We start from the raw sequence: 16,969 nt of genomic DNA, 5'->3' as shown, positions 1-16,969 counted from the left end.
TTATACTTGATACTAACTACTTGATACTAAATAAAATACCTGATACTTTGTATTATTCATCCTCCATTTTAGAGTGTTTTCGGGTATCGTTCATCGTAATATACAACACAAGCGATAACGCAATACAAATGGTAATATACCAGTAAAACCATTGTTGGTGATGCTCATTCTTAAACAACAAGGCAATATATTCGGCTGTACCGCCAAATATTGATACCGCAATAGCATAAGGAAAGCCCACACCTAAGGCACGCACATTGGCCGGAAAGAGTTCGGCTTTTACTACAGCGTTAATAGATGTATATCCACTTACGATGATTAGCGCACATAGTATCAATCCAAAAGCCACCCAAACATCCTTAGTTTCGCTTAAAAGGGTCATAATGGGTATGGTAGTGAGGGTGCCCAACACGCCAAAGCTTATGAGTAAGGGCTTGCGACCAATTTTATCAGACAGTAAACCAAATGCCGGTTGTATCAGCATAAATACCACCAACGTAAGGGTTGATATCAGGGTAGCACTGCTTTTGCTAAATCCTGAAGTGTTCACCAAAAACTTTTGCATATAAGTGGTGAACGTGTAAAAAGCAAGCGTTCCCCCTACCGTTAGTCCTATTACCGTAAATACAGCTTTAGGATGTTTGGCCAACGCGCTTAATGTACCTTGCATGGAACGGGCTTTTTGATCTTCATTTTTGAAGGATGCCGATTCCTGCAAGCTGCGCCGTAAATACATGGTTACAATAGCCAAAAAGGCACCTATGCCAAACGGAATGCGCCAACCCCAGTCGTGCAGTTGTTGTTCGGTTAAAAAAACACGCTGCAATAATACCAGAACACCAAGGGCCATCAGTTGCCCCATAATAAGCGTTACGTATTGAAAGCTGGAATAAAAACCACGGTGTTTCCTGCCTGCCATTTCGCTCAGATAAGTAGCGCTGGTGCCATATTCGCCACCAACACTTAAACCTTGTATAATTCGTGCAAACACCAACAATGCGGGGGCAGCCACACCAATTGATTTGTAGCCAGGTGTTACAGCAATAATAAGCGAACCAACACTCATTAATAATACTGATGTGGTAAGCGCGGTTTTACGACCTCGCTTATCGGCAAAGGTACCCATGAGCCAGCCGCCCAAGGGGCGCATTAAAAAACCGATGGCAAAAATACCAGCAGAATTTAAAAGCTGCACAGTTTGATTGTCAGAAGGAAAAAACGCGCTCGAAAAATACAGGGAAAAAGCCGTATAAACATACCAATCATACCACTCTACCAAATTACCTAATGAGCCGCCGATTATGGATTTGATCCGTCCGCCGGTTGTTTTTGGTATTGCTGTGATCTGTTCTATCATATATGATTTTGATATTGAATATTTGATGATAAAAGTAAGAGATAATTTTAATTTATTAAGACCGAGGTTGATTGTATAGGTCAAATCAACCAAACGGCAAAGCCTTCTTAAGCACCATTGAAAATTAACGATAGCTAAAAATCAAAAAATCATTTAAATCAACAGTCAAAATACCTACCTTGTTTCATGCTTTTCACCGAAGACTTTTTGCATTACGTTTGGAAATTCAGGTTGTTTGACCGTATTGGCTTGCAAACCGATGATGGGGAAGAGTTGGAGATATTATCGGTAGGAATGCACAATACCGATTCCGGGCCCGACTTTCATAATGCCCGCATCAGGATAGGCGAAACCGTTTGGGCGGGTAATGTGGAAGTTCATCTTTCTGCTTCTGACTGGCAAAAGCACGGACATACTACCGACAATGCTTATGAAAATATAATACTGCATGTGGTTTATCGTAATGATGCCCCGCTTGTATTGCCCAATGGCCGCAAAGTGCCTACTTTACAACTAAAAGATCGTGTACCTGCCGAGCTGTATAACCGTTATCACCAAATGGTTTTTGGCAACCAGAGTATAATTCCCTGCGAAAGCAGCATAGCTGGTATTGATGGCCTGATCATGCAGAACTGGCTTACCCGTGTTTTAGTGGAGCGCCTGGAAAAGCGTTCGGCAGCAGTTATTGATACGCTTACCATTAACCGGGGCGATTGGGAAGAAACATTTTACCAATTCCTGGCAGCAAATTTTGGTTTTAAAACCAACGCTCTACCTTTTGAACTGATGGCCAAATCATTGCCACAGCTTACCCTGGCCAAACACAAGAATAACTCTATGCAAATTGAGGCCATGATATTTGGACAGGCGGGTTTTCTGGAAGCTGAGCTTAAGGACGAGTATCCGCTTAAATTAAAAAAGGAATACAATTTTTTGCGGAAAAAGTACAGCCTTAAACCCATTGAAAACCATTTGTGGAAGTTTATGCGACTGCGGCCCCAAAACTTCCCTACTATAAGACTGGCCCAATTCGCGGCGCTTATTGTACAATCAAACCATTTGTTCTCCAAAATATTAGAGATAAAGGACATCAATGCCTTGCGTGCCTTATTTACCTCCATAAAAGTAAATGATTATTGGGATGATCATTATCGTTTTGATGTACCTTCAAAGCCTTCATCCAAAACTTTGGGAGCTTCGTCTATCGATATATTATTGATAAACACACTGGCATTATTCCTGTTTAGCTATGGCAAACAGCACCAACAGCAGTATTATATAAGCCGCAGTTTAAAATTATTGGAAAATTTACCACCCGAACAGAACAATATTACCGAAGATTTTGTTACCTTAGGGCTGAAAATTAACAATGCATTTGAGTCGCAGGCGCTGCTGGAGTTGAAAAATAATTATTGTAATTATAAGAAATGCCTTCAGTGCGGCGTTGGTAATAAGATACTAAAACTGGCCTGACATGCTACAAAGAATAATTACTTTTTTTGAACGGTACTCCTTCGGTGTATGCACCTATCTTGGCGAAAGATTCAATATTTCTATCGCGAAGATCAGGTTATTCTTTATCTACTCTTCGTTTCTTGCAGTGGGTTTCCCACTTATATTCTATTTCTTTGCCGGCATCGTATTAGATATTCGCAATTATGTTAAGCGTAACCATACCAGGGTTACAGATCTTTGACCGCTGATTTTTTTTGATGAAATGATTGCGTTGATTTGCTTGAATCTTGATTTTAGGGTTAAGGGGATTATCGTAATTTTTGACTGAATTAACTGTCATTTCCCTGAGACTTTCAAACCCGAACCTCGCTCCCCGAAACCGACAACAGAACTTACAACAATCTTCCCGTCATTACAGCATCCTGCAGGTTACGTACTTTGAATTTTGGTTTATAACAATATTGGGCCAGTTGTTTTACCCAGGTACTGTTATAGCCGAACATTATTTTTATCATGCGTACCCGGGTTGATCCTTTAGGGTAACCATACTTATACCAGGTAAATTTAGATTGATCAATCTTAAACTGGTCGGCAAAATCAGCCAGAAAAAGATCTATCTCAATATCAAATATATCCAGATCAAGATCAATGCTGGTATCCAGACTTAAACTACCAGGATCAACATGATGCAGTTTATAGCGGTTGCAATAATCAACTATAAATTCCTTTAAGGGTGGCAGTATCTCTTCCATTTTAAACGAATGAAGTTTTGATCATTTAATGTATATGACGCAGTTTTAAAAATTAGGTTGCATCTGTAGATACATTATTTTAAAAAAAAGGTTACACCAATAATCAATAAATAAACAACTAAAGTTCAACCAGGCTGTTAACCTTTATTCCGCATAATTAAAGCCGTATGATTATTATTGTACTCTGTTAATAAAAGCATATGGAATTAAAAGTTATAGCGTTTGATGCCGATGATACCTTATGGGTGAACGAACCGTATTTTTTAAATACCGAAAAAAAGTTTTGCAGCTTGCTCGAAGATTTTTTACCCCAGCATACGATATCCAACGAACTCTTTAAGATCGAGATAGAGAATTTATCACTCTATGGATATGGCATAAAGGGATATATCCTGAGCATGATTGAAGCCGCATTAAAAATATCTGATAAAAAGATAGGCATGGCAGCTATTGAACTAATCCTGGAATATGGCAAGGAGATGCTTAATGAACCCATTGAGCTATTGGATGGCGTGGATAATGTGCTCGAAACCTTAAAACAACATTACAGGCTGGTGGTAGCTACCAAAGGCGACTTGCTTGATCAGGAACGCAAACTAAAAAAATCAGGGTTGTCGCACTATTTTCACCATATCGAGATCATGTCTGATAAACGGGAAGATGATTATATAAAGTTGATAAAACATCTGGATATTAACCCCGGGGAGTTTTTGATGGTAGGCAACTCCTTAAAATCAGATGTGATGCCGGTTTTAAATATAGGTGGTCATGCTATTCATATCCCGTTTCATACCACCTGGGCTCATGAACATATAGAAACCAATTTAACCCACGATAATTTTAAACAGGCAGAGTCCCTTAATGAAATTTTGCCTTATATACTTGCATGAAACAAAAATTAAACATTGATACCTGGATCCGTAAAGAGCATTTTAATTTTTTCAAAAACTTTGAGGAGCCTTTTTATGGTGTTGTTGTAAATATTGATTGTACTGCGGCTTATAGTTTGGCCAAACAGAACGGCGTATCATTTTTCCTGTATTACCTGCACAAATCATTAACCGTCGTTAATGATCTTGAACCATTCAAATACCGTATTGATGGTGATGATGTAATTATTTACGATCAGATAAACGCCGGACCCACCATCGGCCGCAGCAATGGCACGTTTGGATTCTCTTATATTGACTATCATCCATTGTTCCATGAATTTATGATTGGTGCGAAAAAAGAAATTGAACGTGTACAAAATACCACGACCCTCTTCGCACCAAAGCTTGATAATGATATCGTTCATTTTTCATCTTTGCCATGGATCAATTTCACGAGTATATCGCATGCGCGGGGTTTTTCTTTTCCGGATAGCTGTCCTAAGATATCATTTGGTAAAATGACCGAAAACAGTGGCAAAAGAACCATGCCGGTTTCTATTCACGTACACCACGCATTGGTTGATGGCTTGCACATAGGGCAATATATTGATCGTTTTCAGGAACTAATGAATGATGGTAGCTAAACCGCCTTTTCCAACACCATCAGTTCTATTACTTGTTTAGGTTCTCCAAAACGGCCATGATGATGAAACGGCTGGATCTCGCCGGTAAAAGCATAACCCCGGCGCTCGTACCAACTGATTAGCTCTGTACGGCTGCTGATCACAGTCATGGTAATGGTATGACAATTCAACTGCTTTGCAATTGCTTCAGCTTCCTCAAGCAGGGCCCGTCCCACTCCTTTCCCCTGTAATACCGGCGATACACTGAACATACCCAGGTACAACTTAGGCCCTTTAATTTCCAGGTAAACAGATCCTGTTATTAGCCCATGATCGTCAACATATTTCAGGATGGTGATCGCTTCATTACTAAAGTATTCGATCAGCGCGGCTTCGTCTATTCTGGTCCCGTCAATCAGATCGGCCTCTGTTGTCCAGCCTTTTTTTGACTCTTCGCCACGATAAGCGTTGTTAATTAAAACGTTCAGTTCGGGCACATCCGCAAGGGTAGCTTTGGTGATTGGCATATATTTTATCATTGGGCCGGCAAACTTACTATTTTGGCTGTATCAAAAAAAGTTACAGCAGCTTAAAGTCTTCACGTACCGGATCAAATATGTCAATCAGTTTGCAATCAGTAATAGCTCTGCCACCGTGAATAACATTGGGTGGTATAACCGCGTATGTGCCTGTATCCAATATCTTCAATACACCATCAACAGTGAGCTCAAATTTACCTTCGATAACAAACGCACATTGATGATTTATATGCTGGTGCAAGGCTGATACACAGCCTGCTTTTACCTCGATAAAATTAATGGTATTATTTTCGGTATGTATTATTTTAGAGAAAAAGCCGGGGGCTATCTCTTTGGTTTCGATATCTGCAAATTGATTAAAAACCTGGTTATCCATAGTAATATTATAAAGCTTTTAAAGCTGGCTTCAGCGTAAAAGTAAAAAAATTACGTCTAACCGTGTGGTTACTATTTTTAGTTTGTAATATTTATTTGGTTTGCCTTAGTTAAATAACGAAAACCTACAACAATAAACGGAATGGCCAGCAACAAATCGGCAGTATGGGCTATTGATTCAATTCTTGATATCCTGCTTAATGGAAAAGCTATAGCCCCTAAACAAAGTAAAATACCCAGCCAATTTTCCACTGCCTTTTTTACGATCAAATTTATACCCAATACAAGTAAGCTTAATGGAAACAACGGCCCTGCCCAAAAAAGCAGCACACCAGAACTAATAGGGTATTGAGCTAAAATTTTAAGATATGTTTGATGCGATATGTTAAATACGGTAGAGAAATAGCCAAGCAAACCAAAACCAATGCCTCCCATGCAACAACCATAAATAGCTATAAATAAACCTATTAAATAATAATAAGGCATTTCATTTTTTAATAAGCCAAAAAGTGTGGTTAACGCGGGCACCCAAAACACCATTGATAAAGCCAATATGGTGGCAGCTGTAACGCCATACTCTCCGTCTTGCCAAAAAAATGTAGATGCACCAAATAATATCGGGGCTATAATTGAGGATAATCCAAGTAGCTTTGCTTGTAGTAAGTCTGCAGTTGCTTTCATAATCAGGGTTTTGCAAATTATGACTATCCTGTTTTGGTTAAGGTTACACTGATGTACAACTATTAAAAATCTCTACTACACAAAACTAAGCTGTATATTTAAGGGTTAACAATATACACTATTATATAGTTATGGCTTTTATCGATTATTATAAAACACTGGGCTTAACTAAAACCGCTTCGGATAAAGATATAAAAAATGCCTACCGTAAGCTGGCCCGTAAATACCATCCCGACCTTAACCCTAATAATGCAGAGGCTCATAAAAAGTTTCAGGAACTGAACGAAGCTAATGAAGTATTGAGCGATCCGGAAAAGCGCAAAAAGTACGATAAGTATGGCGAAAACTGGCAGCATGGCGAAGCTTACGAACAGCAAGCCCGGCAGCAACAGCAAAACAATTATGGCGATGCCGGAAGTTTCGGTGGCTTTAGTGACGCTGAACGTTTTGGGGGTGGCGATTTCTCTGATTTCTTTAAATCGATGTTTGGCGGAGGTGGCAGCAGGCAAACTAAATACCGTGGTCAGGATTATAATGCGGAGTTACATTTAAACCTGCAGGATATCGCCGAAACCCAAAAGCAAACAATAACGGTTAATGGTAAAAATCTTCGTATTACCGTTCCGGCTGGGATTGAGAACGGGCAAACTATAAAAATATCTGGCCATGGCGGGCCGGGTGTAAATAACGGCCCGGCGGGTGATCTTTATATTAAATTCCACATCTCTGATGATGCACGTTTTAAACGGGATGGCCGCAATTTGTATGCTCATGTAAAACTTGACCTTTATACTGCCGTACTTGGCGGAGAAATAACAGCCGAAACCCTAACAGGAAAAGTTAAAGTTAAGGTAAACCCCGAAACACAGAATGGCGCCAAAGTAAAGCTAAAGGGCAAAGGCTTACCCGCTTACAAAAAAGATAATGAGTTTGGTGACCTATATCTTACCTATGATATACAAATGCCGGTAAATCTTACAGAAAAACAAAAACAGCTATTTGAAGAACTAAAAAAACTACCACAGTCCTGATATAAATTTAAAGAACATGAAAACAGTAAATTTAATAACAGCCAGTGAATTTTGTTCGTACCATAATATAGAGTATACCTTTATAAAGTCGTTGCAAGAAGCTGGGTTAGTTGAGATTACGGTGATTAATGAAACTACATTTATTCCCCAAACGGAACTGCAAAAGCTCGAAAAACTCATCAACCTGTACCAGTTGGATATTAACGTAGCTGGCATTGAAGCTATAACTTATTTGTTAGACAGGGTTGAGAGTATGCAGGAAGATATGCGCAATTTAAAAAACAAACTGCGATTATATGAAGATGAAGAATAGTAACAGTCTATTCCATAATTCAAGGCATCCCATTTCTGCTTTTTGCAGACCTTCCTTTAGCTTATAATCAAACACCAGGCTCTTGCCTAATTAGCAAAATCCTTACCCAATAATTCGGCCAACTCAAGATCATGGGTTGATATGAAAACAAAATTCTGATTAGTATTGATGTATGATATATTAAACCCAAAACGGGATTTACAGTCATACAAGTATAAATGAACTACAGTACTAACTTAAATTTCGATTTATGAAACTGATCAAATTTTCAATTATAGCTTGTGCACTGTTATTTTCAGTTCAATTTGCGAAAGCCCAAAGCATATCTATCGGTGCCTCATTTGGTTATGGTTACCACTATCCGCATCACAGGGTAATTGTGGTAAATGATTATCCAGCTTATACTTACTACAGTCGTCCGGTTTATTATGGTCGGCCGTATTATCCAGCCCGTTATTACTACCGTCCTGCTTACTATCGTGTTCACCGCCATTACAGGCATTGGTAATAATTAAAATATAAAAAGCTCGCCCAATGTATACCGGACGAGCTTTTTATATTTTAACTGCATCTAAGCTATCAGTTCCTGATATAAACTTATCTGTTGCCGCTCAAGAAGCCCTGCAAAGCCTGCTGGGTAAAAGCCGATAGTACAAGTTCGCCGCTAATTGCGGCCCGCTGGGTTAATAACTCGTCCCAATCTTCGGTGCCTTCCCATAATATTTGCTTTAAGCCAGTAAGCGCATCGGGGTGATAAGAAGCCAGTTTTTGAGTAAGCTCATCAAGCGCTGCGTCAAGCTCAGTAATATCCTCATATACTTCGTTGTATAAACCTTTATCGCAGGCCCATTCTGCTGTTTGAAAATCTGAAGCCCTGATGGTAAGCTGTGAAAAGGCTGGCAGACCGATTTTGCGTGTTACTGCCGGCGATATAACAAACGGCCCTATACCTATAGCCAGTTCGCTTAATTTGATAGAGGCAAATTGAGTTGCCAGGCAATAATCTGCCGCGGCTGCAAGACCAACCCCACCACCTACCGCTTTACCCTGAACACGGACTATCACTATTTTAGGCGATTTACGACAAGCATTGATCACTTTGGCAAAGCCTGAGAAGAATAATGCCCCCGCCTCTTTATCTTTGATCTGAACAAGCTCATCAAAGCTGGCACCAGCACAAAAAGTACGCTCGCCTCCGCTTTTAAGCACAATTACCCTCACTTCCTTATCTTCACCGGTCTGTATAATATTTTGAGTAAGCTCATTTAAAAGACTGGCAGGCAGTGAGTTTTGGGCGGGGTGATAGAAACTAATAGTTGCTACACCATTTGTGCTTTTTTCAAAAGATATATTTCCGTTATCGATAGCAGGCATAATTAAGGGTTTATTTGAATGGGTTTGATCACTAAAAAACCAACATCGATCAATATCAGAAGTATTTAGCTTACCTGCAATTTTCGTTTAAAATGGCTTAAAAACCAAAGCTTTTTTAAGGTATTAATGGCAAATCAAAATAAAAGGTGGCACCCTTACCCAATTCACTTTGAACCATTATTTTACTTTGATGGTTATTGATGATCTCTGTGCTGATATAAAGTCCCATTCCAAGACCGCTGGTCATAAATTTTTTATCCTCAACCCTGTAAAACCGTTCAAATATCCTGTCTATTTGTTCTTCGGATAAACCTATCCCAAAATCGGTCACTGATACACGCACTATATTATCCTGCACAGCTGTTTTAAGGATGATCTGTTTATTATCCTGCGAGTATTTTACAGCATTATTAATAAAATTCATTAATACCTGTTCCAGCCGTTCGGCATTCCCCTGAACACGAAGCTCGGGTTGCGATTGGTTATCAAACTCATAAAGGGGGTAAATATGCCGGGCATTTTCTATAACAAGCCCCATCAAATCAGATATATTCACTTCGTCTAAAGCATATTCTAATCGTCCGGCTTGTATTTTACTTACATCGAGCAAGTCATTCACAAGACGTTGCAATTTATTAATAGCCACAATGGCTTTTTCAATATATTGTTTAACAACAGGTGGAACCTCTTCTTTTTTATAGGATGTTATAAGTTGCAAATACCCTTTTAAACTGGTTAATGGCGTTTTAAGCTCGTGGCTTGCTATCCCGATAAATTCATCCTTGCGATCCATTTCCCTTTTCTGATCCTCAATATCAGTAGCAGTACCAACCCAAAAAATTATATTTCCTTTATCGTCCCTTAACGGTATAGCTCTGTTTAAATGCCAGCGATAAGCACCATCCCACCTTTTGTAACGGTTTTCAACCTCAAAAACATTGCCCGTTTTTAATGATGTAACATACCTGTCTATTGTATTTTGTATATCATCAGGATGTATCACTTGTTGCCAACCCCAACCAATTGTTTCGCCATAATGACTGCCAGTATAATTGTACCATTGCTGGTTATAAAAGTTAACTTCACCACCCGGCAAGTTTGTCCAGGTCATTTGCGGGATGTTATTAGCTAATAGTTTAAAGTGCTCCCTGCTTATCAGCAAATCGCTGGTGCGCTCTCTAACGGTATATTCCAATTCATTATTCAGTATTTCAGCAGCATTTTGGGCTGCTAATAACTGTTCATTTTTTACTTTTAACTCCCATTCAGCCTCCTTTTGACTTGTCAGATCGGTTAGAATAAGACTTAAGGCCGTGCCTTCGTCCAGATCAAGAGTGGTGCATGATAGCAAACAAGGAGTTAATTGAAGTTTTTTATCGACAAGCAGTATTTCTCCATTGCAATCTTCGCTCCAGCCTTTATGTATCAATTCGTTAAACGTTACCAATGATATTTCAGGGATAAATGTTTCAAAATTTAAACCAATCACTTTTTCGAGTGATAAATTCATCATGGCAGCAAAACGCGAATTACTGTAAAGAATAATACCATTGCGGTTTAGGGTCACTGCACCCTGATTCATTTTTTCAATAAAAACACGGTAAGTTTGGTCGGCGGTTTTAAGGGTATACAACTGGTGGCCATCATTACCCTTAACAATAATCGCGTCAACCTGGCCATTGCGTATGGCTTCAATAGTATCATTAGCCTCCTCCAACTGCACCTGGAGTTCGTTATTTTGATTCAATAACTCTTCATATGTATATTTAGCCAGTTCCATTTAGTTTTCTATTGTAACCCAAGTCCTCTTAATACCTTGTTAACGTCTGACATATCACCTATCAATCTTCGTTCCATTCCTGGCGCCCTTTTGATCAGCATGGGTAATGCAATGATCTGTTCGCGCTCGGCAATTAAAGGCTGCTGATAAACATCAATAATTTCCAAATTATAATTACCCTTTAAATGTATCTCACAAATAGCCTTTAAGTTAGATATGGCGCGTGACGAGTTTGGTGAGGCCCCGGTAACAAATAAGCGTAACTGATAAACATGTTGTTCATGTTCATTCATAACATTATTTTCGGATAAAGGCAACTGATCTTGTTCAGACATTGTTTATAATTTAACGCGGGAGAATATTTAAACCCACCAATACTTTTTCTTCGTTAGACAGATCTCCAATTATTTTCCGGATAGGTTCAGGCACTTTTCGTACCAATGTTGGTATAGCAAATATCTGATCACCTTCGGCCAATTGTGGTTTAACTAATAAGTCAATCACTTCAATGGTATATTGTCCTTTTAAATGTTCCTCGCAATACTTCTTAAGATTAGTCAGCGCGCTAACTGATTTTGCAGTTTTGCCGGCAATGTATAATCTTAGTTCATAGCTTATTATTTCTTCTTCCATTACTTTTTATTCTTGATATTATTTTCAGTAAACATGAGTCCCTTCCTCATATTCGTGATATCCTCCCGATTTTTTTCGAGTATCCCCTGTTTCAGTTCCTCTTCAATATAAATTTTATTCAATTCCTCTTCTGCCGACTCAAACTCAGCCTGCAGATTTGATATTTTTGATTCCAACATTTTACGTTTGCGTATAATTTCCTTGTCTTTGCGTGATACTGCAAAATCACGCAGGGCAACTCCGGCTTTCTCTTTTAATTTTTGAGCTTCCCTTGCCGATCCGGTAAGTACACCTTCCGGGCCCAAATAAACGTCAACCAGATCAAGCCCTTTATCCGTTATAATAAATTCACGCACCTGGTTGGAGTGTTTCATTCCCCGCGACTTCATGATATACATTCCCCGGTTTCGTTCCCCGTTATACTCAATATCTCTTACCAAAAGCCATGCATCTACCAATGATGATACTCCCTCATCAGTTTGTTCACTCACTATAGTGTTCAAAGAAAGCGCTGTAAACATCACCGTAATTTGTTCTTCCTGTAAAAAATCAATCAATCGTACCAGCATTGATTTTACTTCACTCACCGAGCCCACGGTTATGAGGTTGGTTATAGGATCAAGAATTATAGCTTCGGGTTTAAATTTTTTTATGATTTTATACATGGACACCAGATGCATCTCCAATCCGTACAATGTTGGGCGCGAGGCATAAAATTGCAGCAAACCATTATCAATATATTGCTTCAGGTCTACATTAATAGACTTCATGTTGCGGATGATTTGTTTCGGTGACTCTTCAAAGGCAAAATACAGGCATCTTTTATTCTGCTTGCAGGTTTCATTTGCAAAATAAGCCGCTAAGCTTGTTTTACCTGTGCCGGCCGTACCCGAAACTAAAACACTGCTCCCTTTAAAAAAGCCTTTGCCTCCCAGCATATTATCTAACGCCGGAATACCTGATGATACCCGTTTTGATGATACCTCTTTTTCTAATTTCAAGGAGGTAACCGGTAATACTGAAATGCCATCCTCATCAATTAAAAATGGGTATTCATTGGTGCCATGTTGCGACCCCCGGTATTTAACTACGCGTAACCTGCGTGTTGATATTTGATTAATAACACGATGGTCAAGTAATATCACGCAATCAGATACATATTCTTCTAATCCCTGGCGGGTTAATGAATTACCATCTCCTTTTTCGCCAGTTATTATGGCGGTAACACCTTTGGTTTTTAAAAAACTAAATAGCCTGCGCAGCTCCGCACGTAATATGATTTGGTTCGATAAACCCGAAAAGAGATTTTCAAGCGTATCCAATACCACTCTTTTTGCGCCGATACTATCAATCGCATAACCCAGTCTTATAAACAAACCTTCCAGATCATACTCGCCGGTTTCTTCAATTTCACTGCGGTCAATACGCACATGATCCAGTTTTACTTTATTTTCGGCCTGTAATTTATGCAGGTCGAAACCAAGTGAAGCAACATTCATGGCTAATTCTTCGGCCTTTTCTTCAAAAGCCATAAAAACCCCAGGTTCATTAAACATAATGGCCCCTCGTATTATAAATTCAAGCGACATTAACGTTTTACCACAGCCTGCTTCACCACAAATAAGTGTAGGCCTGCCTTTGGGTAAACCACCACTGGTTATTTCATCCAACCCGGTGATTCCAGTGGGTGTTTTTGGTAGCATTATGCTATTATCGTGTTGTTGTTTTTTATGAGATTTGGTCATTGTAAACAAATGTTTTATCAATATTGAATAACCGGGTAATCAAATAGCAGGTTATTTTTCATACTAAATGGTTAATAAATACTCATCTGGCCCAAATTGTTTTACATATATAAATTTATCATAGCAGTATTAACGCAACAGTTAATATTGATTTTGTGTTCAATAATAAATTCATATTCAAAATTTAGATACCATAATTTTGGGCATACCACAATAATAAATTCTTATTCCAACTGCTCATTTATCATTGGTTAAATAAAAGAGCATACAATCAAAACAAATTATACCTCTCTATAATTTAACAATCATCAATTCCCTTAATCAATGTTGTATTTTCTATCCCGTTACTATAACTATAAAGGTTTATATTTATACATTTACCAGTAGGAGTAGGATGAGCAACCAGGCAGACCTGAATTTCCAGCAAAATGAGAATATTTTCCGCACCCTGATCGAAGAAACTTCGACCCCGGTTGGTCTTTATGTTGGCGCTGAAATGAAAATTAAAGTAGCTAACAAGGCTATTATAAAAGCATTTGGAAAAGGCGACGATGTTATAGATAAATTATATTTTGATTTGCTGCCAGAGTTAAAAAACCAGGCTATTTTCGGCATTTTAAATAACGTTTACCAAACTGGTGAGGCTTATGAACAAAATGAAGCACTGATAAATATTGTTGTAAATAATGAGCTACAATTATTTTATTACAATTACAGCTTTAAACCCTTAAAAGATAGCAACGGCCATGTTTGGGGTATTTTGAACACAGCAGCTGATGTTACCGAATTGGTGCTTACCCGCCTAAAATTAAAGGAAAGTGAAGAAAGGAAACAATTTACCCTGCAAGCGGCCGAACTGGGCACCTGGGATCTTTACCCTCCAAAACAAATTGTAATATGGGACGAGCGTTGTAAAGAACTTTGCGGTTATGCAAAAGATGAAGAAGTACATTATGATGGACTTTTGAAATATTTGCACCCCGATGATGAAGACCGGCTGAAACAGGCGGTGCAAAACGCCTTCAATTGGGAAACTGGTGGTAACTACGATATTACTTTCAGGGTTATTGATCATACTGGTAATATAAAATACTGGACAAGGTGCAAAGGAAAGGCCTACTTTGATCATAATAATGAATTATGGCGCTTTGCAGGCACTGTTCAGGATGTTACCCGTGAGCTGCAGGACAAGCTGGAGCAGCAAAAACTCATAGCCCTTATTGAAAATACCGGTGATGTAATTGCCGTAGGCGGTATGGATGCAGCTGTAACTTATATTAATAAAGCTGGCTATACCATGCTCGGCATTGATAGCGAAAAAGAAGCTTTGAGGCCCGGCATTGAATATTTTTACGCCAATGATATACAGCAGGTAATGGATGAGCTTATCCCGGCAGTACAGCAAAAAGGTGCATGGAACGGCGAATTGCATTATCGCCATTTTAAAACCGGGGAACCCATACCGGTTTATCTAAATGCCTTTCGTATTGATGACCCATTAACCGGTGAGCCTATTGGAATGGCCTCCATAGCCCGGGATCTGCGGCCCGAAAAAGCGGCCCATAATGAACAATATAAATTATTAACGCTTATCGATCATAGTTCGGATTTTGTTAGCCTTTCAGATCTTGAGGGTAATGTAAGTTATGTTAATGCTGCCGGACGCATTATGCTTGGCATAAAAAGCCATGAAGAATTGCAAACGCATAACAGTCAATATATTATACCCTCCGAAATCTCAAAATTAACCGGTAAAATAAGCAAAGCTTTACAAAAAGATGGAAAGTGGTCGGGCGAAATTAATTACCGGCACTTTGAAACAGGCGAACCAATACCGGTTTTTGACACTACTATGCTGGTTTATGATACAACGACAGGTAAGCCCCAGGGGCGTGCTACCATAGCCCGCGACCTGAGGCGTGAGGTCGCGGATAAAAAAGCACTTACAGATAGTGAACACTTGTTAAAGAGCATCACTAACGCATCGCCAACGGCCCTGTGGATGTCTGACGCGACAGGTGAAATGATTTACGTTAACCAAACCTGGATTGAATGGACTGGCATGAGTTACGAAGAACACATGGGCAACGGATGGACAAAGGCTATTTTACCTGAAGACAGGCCAAAGGCTGGCGAGAAACTCATTAGTGATATTGCCAGCAGGAGTCCTTACGAAGTTGATTTCAGGTTGATGCGTAAGGATGGCGAAATACGCTGGTGCGTTGCCACAGGCAATCCACAGTTTAATCAGGATGGGGTTTTTACAGGTTATGTTGGCTCCTGTATCGATATTACTGATAAAACCAATGCAGAAATGCAATTGATACTAAAAAACCGCGAATTAAATGATCAGATAAAGCAGTTTGAATTTGTTACGAATTTTGTGCCGGTACAATTATGGACCGCCCAAACTGATGGACAGCTTGATTATGTAAATAAAACAGCAGTCGATTTTTTTGGTATGCCCCCAAGAGAGGTTGTAGGTCCCGAATGGTTTACCAGAGTCCATCCTGATGACCAGGCGGGTTGTATAGCCGCATGGACAAACTCATTAAAAACAGGTGAAGTTTATCAGTATGAATTTAGACTGATGGATAAAAATGGGGTTTATAAATGGCATCTTGCCAGGGCATTACCTTTTATACTTGACGATAAAATAATAAAATGGTTTGGTACCAATACTGATATTGATGAACAAAAGCAATTGCAACGCCAAAAAGACGACTTTTTAGGTATAGCCAGCCATGAATTAAAAACACCGGTTACCAGCATTAAGGCTTATGCCCAGGTACTTGGCGCTATGCTTACCAAAGAAGGTGAGCATAAAAAAGCCGAAATGGTAATAAGGATGGATGCGCAGGTTAACAGGCTTACTAATTTGATAGGCGATCTGCTGGATGTTACCAAAATCAATTCGGGCAGGCTCCAGTTTAACAAAACCTGGTTTAATTTTAATCTTGCAATTAAAGAAACCATTGATGATCTGCAACATACCACACAAAAGCATACCCTGATAGAAAATTTTACCGAAACAGGTAACATATACTCTGATAAAGATCGTATAAGTCAGGTAATAACCAACCTGATCACGAATGCTATAAAATATTCGCCGCATACCGATAAAATCATTATAAGCACCCGATTGGAGGAAAATGAGGCAATTGTTTGCGTACAGGATTTTGGCATTGGCATACCTGATGATAAAAAGGATAGAGTGTTTGAACAATTTTATCGCGTAAGCGGCAACAAACAACATACCTTCCCGGGTTTGGGGTTAGGATTATACATATCATCAGAGATCATAAAACGTGAGGGCGGCAGAATGTGGGTAAACAGCGTTGAAGGTAAAGGGTCAACTTTTTGCTTTGCATTGCCTGTTGATATCAGTAAAATTTAACACTGTGATCAACAAAAAGGGTTATTATACTTGCTGCTATAC

At 39.2% G+C, this 16,969-nt stretch carries 18 protein-coding genes; 8 read left to right on the top strand and 10 right to left on the bottom strand.

Annotation, left to right across the window (positions count from 1 at the left end):
- Nucleotides 1–52 precede the first annotated feature (52 nt).
- Nucleotides 53–1,357, bottom strand: coding sequence for an MFS transporter (locus M2273_RS02255; protein ID WP_429392459.1), 1,305 nt, complete (start codon nucleotides 1,355–1,357; stop codon nucleotides 53–55).
- Nucleotides 1,358–1,543: 186 nt separating this feature from the next.
- Here M2273_RS02255 and M2273_RS02250 point away from each other — a divergent pair, with 186 nt between their 5' ends.
- The gene (locus tag M2273_RS02250) at nucleotides 1,544–2,830 is read left to right on the top strand and encodes a DUF2851 family protein (protein ID WP_429392456.1); all 1,287 of its coding nucleotides are present in this window, start codon (nucleotides 1,544–1,546) and stop codon (nucleotides 2,828–2,830) included.
- A 1-nt stretch (nucleotide 2,831) separates the two neighbouring features.
- Complete coding sequence (locus tag M2273_RS02245; RefSeq protein ID WP_429392454.1) at nucleotides 2,832–3,053, top strand: PspC domain-containing protein; 222 nt, start codon at nucleotides 2,832–2,834, stop codon at nucleotides 3,051–3,053.
- 151 nt (nucleotides 3,054–3,204) lie between these two features.
- Here M2273_RS02245 and M2273_RS02240 read toward each other — a convergent pair whose 3' ends face one another.
- The gene (locus tag M2273_RS02240) at nucleotides 3,205–3,564 is read right to left on the bottom strand and encodes a DUF1493 family protein (protein ID WP_429392452.1); all 360 of its coding nucleotides are present in this window, start codon (nucleotides 3,562–3,564) and stop codon (nucleotides 3,205–3,207) included.
- Between the two features lie 200 nt (nucleotides 3,565–3,764).
- Between M2273_RS02240 and M2273_RS02235 the strand changes: the two genes are divergently transcribed.
- Nucleotides 3,765–4,454, top strand: coding sequence for an HAD family hydrolase (locus tag M2273_RS02235; protein ID WP_429392450.1), 690 nt, complete (start codon nucleotides 3,765–3,767; stop codon nucleotides 4,452–4,454).
- Nucleotides 4,451–5,080, top strand: coding sequence for a CatA-like O-acetyltransferase (locus tag M2273_RS02230; RefSeq protein WP_429392448.1), 630 nt, complete (start codon nucleotides 4,451–4,453; stop codon nucleotides 5,078–5,080). The genes M2273_RS02235 and M2273_RS02230 overlap by 4 nt, the downstream gene beginning before the upstream one ends.
- Here the strand turns inward: M2273_RS02230 and M2273_RS02225 are convergent.
- The 3 genes from M2273_RS02225 to M2273_RS02215 all read right to left on the bottom strand — a co-directional run bounded on the left by M2273_RS02225 (nucleotide 5,077) and on the right by M2273_RS02215 (nucleotide 6,654).
- Nucleotides 5,077–5,586, bottom strand: a complete 510-nt coding sequence (locus M2273_RS02225) for a GNAT family N-acetyltransferase (RefSeq protein WP_429392445.1) — start codon at nucleotides 5,584–5,586, stop codon at nucleotides 5,077–5,079. The genes M2273_RS02230 and M2273_RS02225 overlap by 4 nt on opposite strands.
- Nucleotides 5,587–5,638: 52 nt before the next feature.
- Nucleotides 5,639–5,974, bottom strand: coding sequence for a cupin domain-containing protein (locus tag M2273_RS02220; protein ID WP_429392443.1), 336 nt, complete (start codon nucleotides 5,972–5,974; stop codon nucleotides 5,639–5,641).
- A gap of 77 nt (nucleotides 5,975–6,051) precedes the next feature.
- Entirely contained in the window at nucleotides 6,052–6,654 is a 603-nt protein-coding gene (locus M2273_RS02215) for a hypothetical protein (RefSeq protein ID WP_429392440.1), read from the bottom strand.
- Nucleotides 6,655–6,785: 131 nt separating this feature from the next.
- On the opposite strand from M2273_RS02215, the gene M2273_RS02210 reads away from it, so the two are divergent.
- The 3 genes from M2273_RS02210 (at nucleotide 6,786) to M2273_RS02200 (ending at nucleotide 8,506) form a co-directional block, all read left to right on the top strand.
- Nucleotides 6,786–7,685, top strand: a complete 900-nt coding sequence (locus M2273_RS02210) for a DnaJ C-terminal domain-containing protein (protein WP_429392438.1) — start codon at nucleotides 6,786–6,788, stop codon at nucleotides 7,683–7,685.
- Between the two features lie 16 nt (nucleotides 7,686–7,701).
- A complete protein-coding gene (locus M2273_RS02205; RefSeq protein ID WP_429392436.1) occupies nucleotides 7,702–7,998 on the top strand; it encodes a chaperone modulator CbpM in 297 nt (98 codons plus the stop codon).
- Nucleotides 7,999–8,248: 250 nt separating this feature from the next.
- Nucleotides 8,249–8,506, top strand: coding sequence for a hypothetical protein (locus tag M2273_RS02200; protein WP_429392434.1), 258 nt, complete (start codon nucleotides 8,249–8,251; stop codon nucleotides 8,504–8,506).
- A gap of 89 nt (nucleotides 8,507–8,595) precedes the next feature.
- Here the strand turns inward: M2273_RS02200 and M2273_RS02195 are convergent, their stop codons facing one another.
- From M2273_RS02195 to kaiC, 5 genes are all read right to left on the bottom strand, one after another.
- The gene (locus tag M2273_RS02195; RefSeq protein WP_429392431.1) at nucleotides 8,596–9,372 is read right to left on the bottom strand and encodes an enoyl-CoA hydratase/isomerase family protein; all 777 of its coding nucleotides are present in this window, start codon (nucleotides 9,370–9,372) and stop codon (nucleotides 8,596–8,598) included.
- Nucleotides 9,373–9,487: 115 nt separating this feature from the next.
- Entirely contained in the window at nucleotides 9,488–11,152 is a 1,665-nt protein-coding gene (locus M2273_RS02190; protein WP_429392429.1) for a PAS domain-containing sensor histidine kinase, read from the bottom strand.
- Nucleotides 11,153–11,160: 8 nt separating this feature from the next.
- Nucleotides 11,161–11,487, bottom strand: coding sequence for a circadian clock KaiB family protein (locus M2273_RS02185; RefSeq protein ID WP_429392427.1), 327 nt, complete (start codon nucleotides 11,485–11,487; stop codon nucleotides 11,161–11,163).
- A 10-nt stretch (nucleotides 11,488–11,497) separates the two neighbouring features.
- A complete protein-coding gene (locus tag M2273_RS02180) occupies nucleotides 11,498–11,785 on the bottom strand; it encodes a circadian clock KaiB family protein (protein WP_429392424.1) in 288 nt (95 codons plus the stop codon).
- Complete coding sequence (kaiC, locus tag M2273_RS02175; RefSeq protein WP_429392420.1) at nucleotides 11,785–13,530, bottom strand: circadian clock protein KaiC; 1,746 nt, start codon at nucleotides 13,528–13,530, stop codon at nucleotides 11,785–11,787. The genes M2273_RS02180 and kaiC overlap by 1 nt, the downstream gene beginning before the upstream one ends.
- Before the next feature lie 394 nt (nucleotides 13,531–13,924).
- Here kaiC and M2273_RS02170 point away from each other — a divergent pair, with 394 nt between their 5' ends.
- Nucleotides 13,925–16,927 carry a PAS domain-containing sensor histidine kinase gene (locus M2273_RS02170; protein WP_429392417.1) on the top strand — a complete coding sequence of 1,001 codons (3,003 nt, stop codon included), beginning with the start codon at nucleotides 13,925–13,927 and terminating at the stop codon, nucleotides 16,925–16,927.
- Nucleotides 16,928–16,969: the final 42 nt, after the last annotated feature.

Source organism: Mucilaginibacter lappiensis (assembly GCF_050433765.1).
GTDB classification, from domain to species: Bacteria; Bacteroidota; Bacteroidia; order Sphingobacteriales; family Sphingobacteriaceae; genus Mucilaginibacter; species Mucilaginibacter lappiensis_A.
The sequence above is the reverse complement of the archived record's forward strand: the minus strand, read 5'-3'. Positions and strand labels throughout refer to the sequence as shown.

Bases quoted from the DNA above. Each gene is read 5' to 3' on its own strand.
- M2273_RS02220 (WP_429392443.1), bottom strand. From the start codon at position 5,974: ATGGATAACCAGGTTTTTAATCAATTTGCAGATATCGAAACCAAAGAG.
- M2273_RS02190 (WP_429392429.1), bottom strand. From the start codon at position 11,152: ATGGAACTGGCTAAATATACATATGAAGAGTTATTGAATCAAAATAAC.
- M2273_RS02200 (WP_429392434.1), top strand. From the start codon at position 8,249: ATGAAACTGATCAAATTTTCAATTATAGCTTGTGCACTGTTATTTTCA.
- M2273_RS02230 (WP_429392448.1), top strand. From the start codon at position 4,451: ATGAAACAAAAATTAAACATTGATACCTGGATCCGTAAAGAGCATTTT.
- M2273_RS02255 (WP_429392459.1), bottom strand. From the start codon at position 1,357: ATGATAGAACAGATCACAGCAATACCAAAAACAACCGGCGGACGGATC.
- M2273_RS02235 (WP_429392450.1), top strand. From the start codon at position 3,765: ATGGAATTAAAAGTTATAGCGTTTGATGCCGATGATACCTTATGGGTG.
- M2273_RS02225 (WP_429392445.1), bottom strand. From the start codon at position 5,586: ATGCCAATCACCAAAGCTACCCTTGCGGATGTGCCCGAACTGAACGTT.
- M2273_RS02170 (WP_429392417.1), top strand. From the start codon at position 13,925: ATGAGCAACCAGGCAGACCTGAATTTCCAGCAAAATGAGAATATTTTC.
- M2273_RS02215 (WP_429392440.1), bottom strand. From the start codon at position 6,654: ATGAAAGCAACTGCAGACTTACTACAAGCAAAGCTACTTGGATTATCC.
- M2273_RS02250 (WP_429392456.1), top strand. From the start codon at position 1,544: ATGCTTTTCACCGAAGACTTTTTGCATTACGTTTGGAAATTCAGGTTG.
- M2273_RS02185 (WP_429392427.1), bottom strand. From the start codon at position 11,487: ATGTCTGAACAAGATCAGTTGCCTTTATCCGAAAATAATGTTATGAAT.
- M2273_RS02205 (WP_429392436.1), top strand. From the start codon at position 7,702: ATGAAAACAGTAAATTTAATAACAGCCAGTGAATTTTGTTCGTACCAT.
- M2273_RS02180 (WP_429392424.1), bottom strand. From the start codon at position 11,785: ATGGAAGAAGAAATAATAAGCTATGAACTAAGATTATACATTGCCGGC.
- M2273_RS02240 (WP_429392452.1), bottom strand. From the start codon at position 3,564: ATGGAAGAGATACTGCCACCCTTAAAGGAATTTATAGTTGATTATTGC.
- M2273_RS02195 (WP_429392431.1), bottom strand. From the start codon at position 9,372: ATGCCTGCTATCGATAACGGAAATATATCTTTTGAAAAAAGCACAAAT.
- kaiC (WP_429392420.1), bottom strand. From the start codon at position 13,530: ATGACCAAATCTCATAAAAAACAACAACACGATAATAGCATAATGCTA.
- M2273_RS02245 (WP_429392454.1), top strand. From the start codon at position 2,832: ATGCTACAAAGAATAATTACTTTTTTTGAACGGTACTCCTTCGGTGTA.
- M2273_RS02210 (WP_429392438.1), top strand. From the start codon at position 6,786: ATGGCTTTTATCGATTATTATAAAACACTGGGCTTAACTAAAACCGCT.